Genomic DNA, 11,055 nt, shown 5'->3' on the forward strand with positions numbered 1-11,055 from the left:
GAGGCCGCCCAGCAGCATGGATCTTCACATCCTGCTGCTGGGCGGCCTCGCTGTCGTGGTGGCCGCGATGGTCCAAGGGACCCTCGGGCTCGGGCTGTCGCTGGTGGCCGCGCCGGTGGTGGCCTTGCTCGACCCGACTTTGATGCCGGGGGCCATGCTCGTGCTCGGCATGGTGATGCCTTCGATGACGCTGGCGCACGAGTGGCGGCACGTCGCGTGGCGTCAGGCAGGCTGGCTGACGGGTGCTCGGGTCGCGACCACTCCGCTAGGTGTACTCGTGCTCGCCTGGGTGCCGGCCCGGGCGATCGGCGCTGTGGTCGGCGTCGTGGTGCTAGGGGCTGTGGCGCTCACGGCCTGGCGTCTCAAGCTGCGGCCGAGTCGGCGTGGCCTGATTGTCGCGGGAGCCGTCGCCGGAGTGTCCGGTACGGCGGCGTCGATCGGCGGGCCGCCTGCCGCGGTGGTGCTGCAGCATGAGCAAGGGCCGCGCCTGCGGGCGACTCTGGCCGCGTTCTTCTTCGTCGGCTCGATCGTGTCCCTCTCCGCCCTCGCCGTCGGCGGGCAGCTCACGCACCACCAACTCCTGTACGGCGCCTCGCTCATCCCGGGCCTGGCCATCGGCTTCGCGCTGGCGGTTCCTCTGCAACGGCGCCTGCACGGCCCTCGTCTCCGCCAGGCGGTGCTGCTCCTCGCCGCACTCTCCTCGATCGTCGTGATCATCCGGTCGATCGCCTGAGCGGGTCGCTTCACTCGGTCGATGTTCGGAAACTGTCGGACCGGCGCGTTTTACTGAGCTATGGCCGTCCAGGAGCGGGAGCATCCGCGCGAGGTGATCCGAGGATCGTGCGCGAAGCACGGGACCGACGAGGTGATCGACTGGTGTGTCGCACTGCTGACGAGCGAGGTCTCGCCGGAGGAGGCGTTCGGCCCGCTGCTGCCGAAGCTGAAGTGGATCACGGGGCCGTCGGCCGGCGGCTGGGCGTCGCTCGACCCGGTCAACTTCTACTGGGTCCGGGTCTGGGCCGCTCGGGCCTTCCTCTACGTCTGGCGTGACGACGTGGTCGACGCGTTGCTCGTCGCGGCCGACGACCCCGCCTGGCGGGTCCGCGAGCACGTCGCGCGCATCACGGCACAGCGCGAGCTCGGCCAACTGGTCGACTCACTCCTGCCGATGCTCGACCACGAACTGCCTCGCGTCCGCGCGGCCGCAGTACGGGCTATCGGCGCAGCCGGCGAGTTCGAGCATGCCGAGGCTGTGGTCGAGATGCAGGACGACCCCGACCAGGCCGTCCGGGCCGCCGTCGAACGCGCCCTCCAGCGACTGGAGACCCGCCTGGACCGCCCGGTGACCTGAGACCTACCCCTCCAGTGCCTGGCGGAGTTTCGTCGCGTACTCCGCGGCCTCGGCGTCGTCGGCGTACTTGGTGCGGGGCCAGAAGAAGCCGCGCAGACCGTCGCCCTTGGTCCGCGGTACGACGTGGACGTGCAGGTGCGGCACGGACTGCGAGACCACGTTGTTCACGGCAACGAACGACCCCTGCGCGGAGTACGCCGTACGGACCGCGGCAGCGACCGATCGGGCGGCGCCGAACAGCGGGACGATCAACTCGTCCGGCATCTCCACCATCGTCGCGATGTGCTCGCGCGGGACCAGCAGGGTGTGGCCCTTGAACACCGGACGGACGTCCAGGAAGCCGACCACCTCGGGGGTGTCGAGCACGAGGTGCGCGGGGGTGGAGCCGGCGATGATCGAGCAGAACAGGCAGTCCGCCATCAGCCGAGCTTCTCGTCCACGAAGCACCAGCGCCAGTTCTCACCCGGCTCGAAGCTCCGCATCACCGCGTGCTGGGTGCTCGAGAAGTGCTTGCTGGCGTGGCGCCCCTGCGAGGAGTCGCAGCAGCCGACGTGGCCGCAGCCCAGGCACAGCCGCAGATGCACCCAGGTGCTGCCGTCGACGAGGCACTCCTCGCAGCCCTCGGGCGTGTTGGGGGTGAGCACCATCGGAGCCTTCTCCAAGTGCTCACAGGCGCCGGCCGGCGACGGCGGTACGCGAAGATCCTCTGACTGTCCGCCGACGTCGTCGGCCTCTGCCCGGTCCAAGATGGACTCCTCGATGTCGAGTGCGATCTGGGCCCGTTGCAACACCTCGTCGGCGACGAGGCCCTCGTCCCGGACCTTCAGGATGTGTTCCCGCTCAGCCTGCAGCATCGCGGTTCTGAGCCGACGATAAGCCTCGCTGGGCGTTTCGTACTCCGTCTCGGGCCGTCCGAGCCGCTCCCAGGCCGCTAGGGCCCGGGCCTCACCGCGCTGCCGGAGCAGGTCGATCACCTCTGGCGGGTCGTCCGGACCGGCGATCCGGTCGAGTTCCTCCTCGCCCGCCTTGTGCGCGCCCTGCAGGACCGCCGCCTCCTGGAGCGCGTCCTCGGCGGGATCGGGGCCCGGCAGCCGCATCATGCGGACCAGCCAGGGCAGCGTCGAGCCCTGCAGCAGCAGCGTCCCGGCGGTCACGATCAGGGCTATGAAGACGAGCACCTCACGGTGCGGCGTGCTCTGCGGAAGGATGAACACGGCGGCCAGCGTGACCACGCCGCGCATCCCGGCCCAGGAAATGATCGCCAGGCTCTGCCAGCTCACCGGTCCGGGCCGGGACCGGCCGAGGATCCGCCGGGACAGGTAGGTCGTCGGGAAGACCCAGATCGGCCGGAGCAGGACGACTGCCAGGAAGACCCCGATGGTGGTCATTGCGATGGTCCCGGCCGACAGCGGGCTCCTCGAGACGTCGTCCAGGATCCAGCGGGTCTGCAGCCCGATCAGCAGGAACACGGTGTTCTCGAGCAGGAACTGGATGGTCCGCCAGTTGGTCCGTTCGGAGATCCGGGAGGCGGCCGACTGGATGACCGGCGCCTTGTGGCCGAGGATCAGGCCCGTCACCACGACCGCGAGCACCCCGGAGGCGTGCACGTAGTGGTTCTCGGCCGCGACGTAGGCGATGAACGGAGCGGTCAGGCTGAGCGTGGTGTCGAGCACCGGATCCGTGAACCGTTTGCGGACCTTGGCCAGCACGATCGCGACGAGGAAGCCGATGAGTACGCCGCCGCCGGCCGCGCGGAGGAAGTCGAGACCGACCTCCAGGACCGTGGGCGTCACCGCGGCGGCCGCGAGCGCGGTCCGCAGGCAGACCAGCGCGGTCGCGTCGTTCACCAGGCTCTCGCCCTCGAGGATCGTCACCACCCGGCGGGGGAGTCCGACCTTCTTCGCGATCGCCGTGGCGGCGACCGCGTCCGGGGGAGCGACGACGGCGCCGATCGCGAAGGCGGCCCAGAGCGGGAGCCGTTCCTGACCATCGGCCTCGGCGCCTACGTTGAACAACCAGTACGCGACCAGGCCCACGCCCACGGTGGTGAACGCCACCAGGCCGACGGACAGCAGCCCGATCGACCGGCGGTGCTTGGAGAAGTCGACCAGGCTGGTCTTGATCGCCGCCGAGTACAGCAGCGGGGGCAGGAACCCGACCAGCACGACCTCGTGGGACAGCTCGACCCGCGGAATGAACGGCAGGTACGAGAGCCCGATGCCGACGACGACCAGGAGCAGGGGAGCCGAGATCCCGATCCGCCGGGCGAGCGCCGCACCAGCCGCGACCACGGCGACCAGGGCAACGATCTCGATCGCGATATCCACCGGCACAGTCTGGCAGCCCGGCGACCCCGCTCGTGACCTGGTTCGCCCACAGCGGAGCGCGGGCTCCGCGAACGGGTGGGGGCGTGATCTGTTCTCCCGGCCCGCGGTCGTCTAGCGTGTGCGCACCGGAACAACATGATCACTGGGGGTCATAGATGCGCCGCCGCCACGCCGCCTTCCGAGTCACCGCCGCCCTGACCTTGCTCGCCTCCGCGACTCTCCTGCCGGCCACCGCCCAGGGTGCGAGCAGCGCTGTCGTGACGACCAACGGCTGCGTCGCGAGCGTCCCAGAGCCCGGTACTGCGACCCCGGTGCGGATCTGCTACTCGCTGTTCCAGCCCGAGGGCGCATCCGCCCGGAAGACCGTGCCGCTGATCTTCCACAGCCACGGCTGGGGTGGCAGCCGGACCAAGGACCCTGCCGCGTTCAAGTCCTGGCTCGACGCCGGGTACGGAGTACTGAGTTTCGATCAGCGCAGCTTCGGCGAGAGTACGGGCGTCGCGCACGTGATGAACCCGGATCTCGAAGGCCGCGACGTGATCAAGCTGGTCGACTTCGTGGCAGGCCTGGACTGGGTGACCAAGCAGCGGCCGGGCGATCCGCTGATCGGCGCGATCGGCGGTTCGTACGGAGGCGGGTATCAGTTCGCCGGCGCGTTCACCGAGTTGCGGGACAAGGGCAGGACGCGGTTCGACGCGCTCGCGCCCGAGGTCACCTGGTGGGACCTCAAGCAGAGCCTCGCGCCGGACGAGGCGGCCCGGACGATGTGGCTGACCATCCTCTTCGCGGGCGGCGGCACGCATCTCCCGCCGGCGGTGTCCGCGAGCTTCGTCGCCCTGATCAGCACAGGCACCTGGCCGACCGGACAGGCCGGCCGCGACCTGGACGCGTTCTTCGCCAAGAACGGCCCGGCCTGGCACGTCAAGCACGGCCGCAAGCTGGACATCCCGGTACTGATCGGTCAGGGCAGCTCCGACAACCTCTTCAACCTGAACCAGGGGCTGCAGAACTTCGACAAGGCGCTCACCGCCAGTGCCCGGTCGCGCTCTCTCCTCGTCGGCTACAACGGCGGGCACGCGCTGCCGAGCGTGCTACCTCCCGGCTTCGCGACTCCGGGTGATCCCTGCTCGATCGCGCTCGGCAGCCCGAACTTCGGGGCGCTGTCCCAGCGCTTCATGGCGCTCAACCTCAAGAAGCAGGACAGCGACCTGTCGGGCTTCGGCCGGTACCACCTCGCAACCGCCGATGGTCGTTGCCTGACACAACGGAGCCTGGCGCCGAACAAGCGGTACCAGTTGGGCCGGATCGTGACGACCACTGGCCTCGGCGTACCGCTGAACCTCGAGGTGGCGAAGGGGCCGATCACCGTGGCCGGTATTCCGCGGCTGGAGGCCAGGGTGAGCACGCTGCTGCCGGACTCCGGCGCCTTCTTCGCACTGAGCGTCGGCACGACGCCGCTCGACGCGAAGATCGTGCAGAACAACACGATGCCGCTGCGCGAGAAGCGGGTCGTCCACCACGCCCGCCGGTCGATCGAACTGCCCGGCATCGCTGTCGACGTTCCGGCCGGGAAGTCGCTCTTCCTGACAGTTTCACCGGTCGCCGACATGTACGCCGGTCAGAACGGCCGCCTGCCGGCTCCGCTCACCCTGACCGACCCGACGCTGACCCTCCATCGGGTCCCGTGAAACATCGCGACCCGTGAAGGTCAGCGGACCTTGTCGAGGTAGGTCTTGTAGACGGTGAGGAACGGCTCCTCACCAGTGACCGCGATGACGAGCCAGTCGCAGGTCGCCTGGGCCTGCGCGATCACCTCGGGCGGGTAGCCGAACTGCACCTGGTGCTCGGCGAACTCGTCCTCGTCGTCCACGATGACCAATCCGTCGCGCTTCCGGATCACGTCGAGGTCGAGATCGACCATCGTGACGACGTCGTCGCTGAACTCCACCGGTGTGGTCACGTCGCAGTAGATCTCGGTCGACCGCGGCTCGTCGTTGAAGAGCGCGGTGAACCAGCGATCCCGGGGGAACAGTTGGACGTAGGCCTGCGGCTGGGACACCTCGGGCTCGGAACCACGCTGCGACACGGAGTTCGGCCGGGCACCGAGCCACAGGCCGTACTGGTCCTCGCCCAGGTACTCCATCCACTGGTGCCAGTGCAGTCTCTCGTCGTACTTGCGGTAGACCACCCGGACGTTGCGCATGGCGTCACCGTACCGGCGGCGACGGTCACCGCCGTACTGGATATCCTCACCGCATGCGGCGCATGCTCGTGACCGGGGGAGCCGGCTTCATCGGTGCGAACTTCGTGCACGACACGGTCCGCCGTGACGAGGACGTCGAGCTCACCGTGCTGGACAAGCTGACGTACGCCGGCAACCGGCGCAACCTCGATCCGGTGTCCGAGCGGATCACCTTCGTGCACGGCGACATCTGCGACGCCGACCTGGTCGACGACCTCGTCCGCGGTACCGAGCTGGTGGTGCACTTCGCCGCCGAGTCGCACGTGGACAACTCGCTGAACGACCCGTCGCCGTTCATCCGGACCAACATCGTCGGCACCTTCACCCTGCTGGAGGCGGTCCGCCGGCACGAGAAGCGGTTCCACCACATCTCCACCGACGAGGTGTTCGGCGATCTCCCGCTGGACTCGGAGGACCAGTTCACCGAGCAGACGCCGTACGACCCGTCCAGTCCGTACTCCGCGAGCAAGGCGAGCTCCGACATGCTGGTGCGCGCGTGGGTCCGCTCGTACGGCGTGGCCGCGACGCTGTCGAACTGCGCGAACAACTACGGCCCGTACCAGCACGTCGAGAAGCTGATCCCGCGCCAGATCACCAACATCCTGGTGGGCGACAAGCCGAAGCTGTACGGCACCGGCGAGAACGTCCGCGAGTGGACCCACGTCGACGACCACAACGACGCGGTGCACCGGATCATCGCCGACGGCCGGATCGGCGAGACCTACCTGATCGGGTCGGGCGACGAACGCAGCAATCGCCAGATCGTCGAGAAGATCCTCACACTGATGGACCTTCCCGCGGACGACTACCTCCTGGTCGACGACCGGCCCGGCCACGACCTGCGCTACTCCAACGACTCCACCAAACTGCGCACCGAACTCGGCTGGACCCCGACGTACCCGGACTTCGACACCGCCCTGGCCGCGACCATCGACTGGTACCGCGCGAACCCGACCTGGTGGAAGCCCCAGAAGACCGCCACCGAAGCGACGTACAAGCTCCTCGGCCGCTAGTTCTTTCGGCGTTACAGGTTCTGCACGTTGCTGCAACTTCTGGAATCTCTCTGGACGCACCCGCGCAGGTCATCAAAGATGATCCGGCCGCCCGGCTGCAGGAGCCTGGGACGGCTCTGTCCGGGAGGGCTGCATGACCAGGTGGGGAACGCCGCGACTTTGGCTGTCGAATTGGCGAACGGCAACTATCGGAGCCGTCGCGCTGGCAATCGCAACAGCAACAGGCCTCCAGGCCGCCGCGACCACGCTGGACGACCCGCCGGTCCCGCCGACGCCTCCGGTGATCACCGCGACCTACCACGGCACCGAGATCACCAACTGCCTCGACCAGACCGTCTGCCCGGAGACCGCAGTACTGGGTGAGTCGGTGACGTTCACCTTCACCGCCACCTCGCCCGACGTGGTCCGGCACCAGTACGGCTTCATCGGCACGGGAGCCGAGTCCGTCGACGGGAACACCGTCACAATCACGCTCGCGCCGCCGGACCAGGGCTGGAACAGGCTCGACGTTCAGAGCATCAACGAGATCGGCCAGTTCAGCACGACCGCGTCCTTCTTGTTCAACGTTGGGCCGCGGCCAGGACCAGTCGGTTCATGGGCCTTCGACGACGGCACCGGTACTACGGCCGCGGACGGCCCGGGCCTGACGCATCCCCTCGCCCTCGATGGTGGCGCGGCGTTCGACGGCAAGGGCCGAGTGAACGGGTCGGTGGCGCTCGATGGCGTGGACGACTTCGCGCAGGCCGGCGATGCGGTGGTCGACACGTCCCAGAGCTTCACCATCTCCGCTTGGGCGCGCCCGACGAACAGCACCAAGCGGGGCGTCGTCGCCGCGGTGACCGGTACTGACAGCAACGCCTTCGCCCTCTTCTACGACGCGGCCGCCAGGCGCTGGGTCTTCGCCCGCAGCTCCGCGGACGTCAAGAACCCGACTCTGTACCGCGCAGCGTCCAAGGAAGCTCCGATCAACGGTGCCTGGGCTCACCTGATCGGCACGTACGACGCCGTGACCGGCCGGCTGCAACTGTTCGTCAATGGACGGCTGCAGCAGTCGGCGACCTCCCCGACGACCCCCGCGTGGCGGGCCGCCGGTCCGCTGATGATCGGCCGGGGCAAGTACTCCGGTGCGCTCAGTGGCTCGTTCGCGGGTTCGCTCGACCAGATCAACCTCTGGCAGCGCGTCATCGTCGCCGACGAGATTCCCGATCTCGTGGATCCCCGGATCGGCTCGAGTGGCAACGACCGGATCGCATCCGGCGGCGCGGCGTACTGGCCGTTGGACGACGCCGCCCAGGGCACCGATCACGTCTGGCGGACAACGGAAGCAGTGCGCGGCGCGGATCTCACCCTCGCGGGCTTCGGCAGCCCGGCCGGCGCTTTCGTCGACGATCCGGAGTACGGGCGGGTGCTGGAGCTGACCGGCCGGTCGCGTGAGTCGTTGACGCTTAACCGTTCCGTGGTCGACGGCAGCACTAGCTTCACCGTCGCGGCCAGGGTGAAGATCGGCGATCCGGCCAAGCCGATGGTGATCGCTCGTCAGGGCACAACCGGGAAGGACACCTGGCGGCTGGAGTACAAGCCGGTCGACGAGTTCACCAGCCAGTGGATCTTCGCCCGCGGCGACGTCGCGTCTGCCGCCGAGACGGTGGCGATCGCGACCGTCGACCGGGAGTCGGTGGCCGGCTGGCATCTGCTCGCCGGCTCGTACGACGGCACGCCGGCCAGCGCGTCCGACCCCGCGGGCGAGCTGGGGCTGACCGTCGACCTCCGCGCATCCGACGGCTCGTCCGAGCGCTACACGGCCGCCCCGCCCCGGGCCGGCAACACCGTGGTCGGTGCCGCCCGCACAACAGGCAAGTCCTTCGCCGGCCGCCTCGACGACCTCCGCCTGTACGCCGGAGTAGCCGGCTCATTCAAACTCTGCGAAGACTACCCAGGCCAAAACGCCTGCGGCTCCTAGCCCGTCGCTCCCTGGCCCTCAGCCCGCTCGACAATCCTGGTTGGGTGCTCGACGTTCGGATCGAAGACACCGAGCTCGAGGGCGTGGTGGTCGACTGGCACAAGATCGACGACAGCGAGCAGAGCTGGATCTACTGGCGTTCCACTGGCTCGATGTTCGAGGCTCGATGTGGATCTGGCGACCTGACCAGAGCGCTCGACGCGTTTCGAGAATTCGTCAGGACTCACTGGGGTTTCGGACACCCGGATAGCGAACGACAGCGCGTTGACGGGTTCGGTGGACGGGACTAGCGTCGGGATCAATCCCTCGGAACGGCGCCGACCTTTGCAATGCAGAGGTTCGCCGTCGTGTGGGACTCACCTGGTACGGGGCAGGCGATGACCGCATCGCTCAACCACAGCGCGGTCGCGGTCCGCGATCGAAACAGCGAGGCCTGTCGAACTCGGATCTATGAGTTGGTGATGCCGCTGCTCCATCGGACATCGCAGCAGGCCGTATCGCAGGACTCCACAGCGTTCAGCGACGGAGCTTTCCGCGGAGAGGAGCATTACTCGTGCCAGCGAACAGGGCAGTTATCTACAAGGGACCAGGGGACGTGGCGGTCGAGACGATCGACTACCCGAGCCTGGAACTCAAGGACGGTCCAGGGGTCAATCCCGCCAACGTGGGACGGCAGGTCCAGCACGGCGCGATCCTCAAAGTCGTCGCCAGCAATATCTGTGGCAGCGACCAGCACATGGTGCGCGGCCGGACCACGGCGCCACCAGGACTCGCTCTCGGCCATGAGATCACTGGTGAGGTGGCGGAGGTCGGCCGGGACGTCGAGTTCATCAAGGTCGGCGACCTGGTGTCGGTCCCGTTCAACATCGCGTGTGGACGATGCATCAACTGCAAGGAGGGCAAGACCGGCGTCTGCCTGAACGTGAACCCGGACCGGCCAGGTTCGGCGTACGGGTATGTCGACATGGGCGGCTGGGTTGGTGGCCAGGCGGAGTACGCGCTGGTGCCGTACGCCGACTGGAATCTGCTGAAGTTCCCCGACAAGGACCAGGCGCTCGCGAAGATCCGCGACCTGGCGATGTTGTCGGACATCTTCCCCACCGGGTACCACGGCTGCGTCACCGCCGGCGTCGGGACTGGTTCCACCGTCTACATCGCCGGGGCCGGTCCGGTCGGTCTTGCCGCGGCCACCTCGGCATTCCTGCTGGGCGCCGCGGTCGTCATCGTCAGCGACCTGCAGAAGGAACGGCTGGAGCAGGCCCGCAGCTTCGGCTGCGAGACGGTCGACGTCGCGGCAGGTGAACCGAGGGACCAGGTCGAACAGATCCTCGGTGAACCGGAGGTCGACTGTGCCGTCGACGCGGTCGGTTTCGAGGCCCACGGCCACGGCAGCGACTCCGGGTCGGAGCGGCCGGCGACCGTGCTCAACACGGTCATGGAAGTCACGCGAGCCGGTGGTGCGGTCGGCATCCCCGGGCTCTACGTCACCGGAGACCCCGGCGCGAGTGACGATGCCGCGAAGACCGGTTCGCTGTCGATTCGGCTCGGCCTCGGCTGGGCGAAGTCCCTGGCGTTCACGACTGGGCAGTGTCCGGTGATGCGGTACAACCGCAAGCTGATGATGGCGATCCTGCACGACCGTACGCAGATCGCGAAGAACGTGAACGCCACGGTCATCCCACTGGACCAAGCACCGCAGGGCTACGCCGACTTCGACAAGGGCGCAGCTCGCAAATACGTGCTCGACCCGCACGGAATGATCAAGTAGCAGCGTCGGGCAACAGGCGGGAGCAGGGCCATCCAGCCCGAGCTCCCGCCGCATTACGAAGCCGCCATGAAATACGTCGGTAACAACGTTCTTGTCATACTGAGAGGGAGGGGGCCACACCGTCACGAGAGCGATATTCATGAGCAGTGACAACCGGCTGGACCTCGAGTTCGCCTACACGACGTACCGGGACTCGTGCCGCGATCTCTATTCGCCGCACTATTACTGCCGCCGGCCGATCGGCCACGAGGGCGTCCACGCCGCGGGCTTCGGTTCGAGCCGCCTGCGCTGGGAACACGAGCCTGACCACGCCCCGCACATGCTCTCTTAGACCGTATGTAGTGACTGCTCGCCGGGTGGGAGTGGTTGCTGGCCGGGGCCTCGCTCACGCAAT

General features: G+C 68.1%; 11 protein-coding genes. 8 read left to right on the plus strand and 3 right to left on the minus strand.

Translation table 11 applies throughout. From position 1 onward, the window contains the following. The first annotated feature begins 16 nt into the window (after nt 1-16). Nucleotides 17-733, plus strand: a complete 717-nt coding sequence (locus ACFPJ1_RS40930; RefSeq protein ID WP_380111786.1) for a sulfite exporter TauE/SafE family protein — start codon at nt 17-19, stop codon at nt 731-733. A gap of 60 nt (nt 734-793) precedes the next feature. After that, nucleotides 794-1,351: a HEAT repeat domain-containing protein gene (locus ACFPJ1_RS40935; RefSeq protein WP_380111787.1), complete on the plus strand. Its 558-nt coding sequence runs from the start codon at nt 794-796 to the stop codon at nt 1,349-1,351. Nucleotides 1,352-1,354: 3 nt separating this feature from the next. On the opposite strand, the gene ACFPJ1_RS40940 is transcribed toward ACFPJ1_RS40935, so the two are convergent. After that, complete coding sequence (locus ACFPJ1_RS40940) at nt 1,355-1,771, minus strand: HIT family protein (protein ID WP_380111788.1); 417 nt, start codon at nt 1,769-1,771, stop codon at nt 1,355-1,357. Next, nucleotides 1,771-3,678, minus strand: a complete 1,908-nt coding sequence (locus ACFPJ1_RS40945) for a Na+/H+ antiporter (RefSeq protein ID WP_380111789.1) — start codon at nt 3,676-3,678, stop codon at nt 1,771-1,773. Before ACFPJ1_RS40945 ends, ACFPJ1_RS40940 begins: the two co-directional genes overlap by 1 nt. A gap of 155 nt (nt 3,679-3,833) precedes the next feature. Between ACFPJ1_RS40945 and ACFPJ1_RS40950 the strand changes: the two genes are divergently transcribed. Beyond that, the gene (locus tag ACFPJ1_RS40950) at nt 3,834-5,366 is read left to right on the plus strand and encodes a CocE/NonD family hydrolase (RefSeq protein ID WP_380111790.1); all 1,533 of its coding nucleotides are present in this window, start codon (nt 3,834-3,836) and stop codon (nt 5,364-5,366) included. A gap of 20 nt (nt 5,367-5,386) precedes the next feature. Here the strand turns inward: ACFPJ1_RS40950 and ACFPJ1_RS40955 are convergent, their stop codons facing one another. Beyond that, nucleotides 5,387-5,881, minus strand: a complete 495-nt coding sequence (locus ACFPJ1_RS40955; RefSeq protein WP_380111791.1) for a DUF402 domain-containing protein — start codon at nt 5,879-5,881, stop codon at nt 5,387-5,389. Between the two features lie 53 nt (nt 5,882-5,934). On the opposite strand from ACFPJ1_RS40955, the gene rfbB reads away from it, so the two are divergent. From rfbB to ACFPJ1_RS40980, 5 genes are all read left to right on the plus strand, one after another. Further along, entirely contained in the window at nt 5,935-6,933 is a 999-nt protein-coding gene (gene rfbB, locus ACFPJ1_RS40960) for a dTDP-glucose 4,6-dehydratase (RefSeq protein ID WP_380111792.1), read from the plus strand. 133 nt (nt 6,934-7,066) lie between these two features. Further along, nucleotides 7,067-8,893 (plus strand): laminin G domain-containing protein, encoded by a 1,827-nt coding sequence (locus ACFPJ1_RS40965; protein WP_380111793.1) that lies wholly within the window; start codon nt 7,067-7,069, stop codon nt 8,891-8,893. 11 nt (nt 8,894-8,904) lie between these two features. Further along, nucleotides 8,905-9,183, plus strand: coding sequence for an Imm53 family immunity protein (locus ACFPJ1_RS40970; protein WP_380111800.1), 279 nt, complete (start codon nt 8,905-8,907; stop codon nt 9,181-9,183). Nucleotides 9,184-9,446: 263 nt separating this feature from the next. Further along, nucleotides 9,447-10,661 carry a formaldehyde dehydrogenase, glutathione-independent gene (gene fdhA / locus ACFPJ1_RS40975; RefSeq protein ID WP_380111795.1) on the plus strand — a complete coding sequence of 405 codons (1,215 nt, stop codon included), beginning with the start codon at nt 9,447-9,449 and terminating at the stop codon, nt 10,659-10,661. Between the two features lie 139 nt (nt 10,662-10,800). Next, nucleotides 10,801-10,992, plus strand: a complete 192-nt coding sequence (locus ACFPJ1_RS40980; protein WP_380111796.1) for a hypothetical protein — start codon at nt 10,801-10,803, stop codon at nt 10,990-10,992. Nucleotides 10,993-11,055: the final 63 nt, after the last annotated feature.

The sequence above is a fragment of the Kribbella qitaiheensis genome (assembly GCF_042657745.1).
In the GTDB taxonomy this organism is placed as follows: Bacteria; Actinomycetota; Actinomycetes; order Propionibacteriales; family Kribbellaceae; genus Kribbella; species Kribbella qitaiheensis.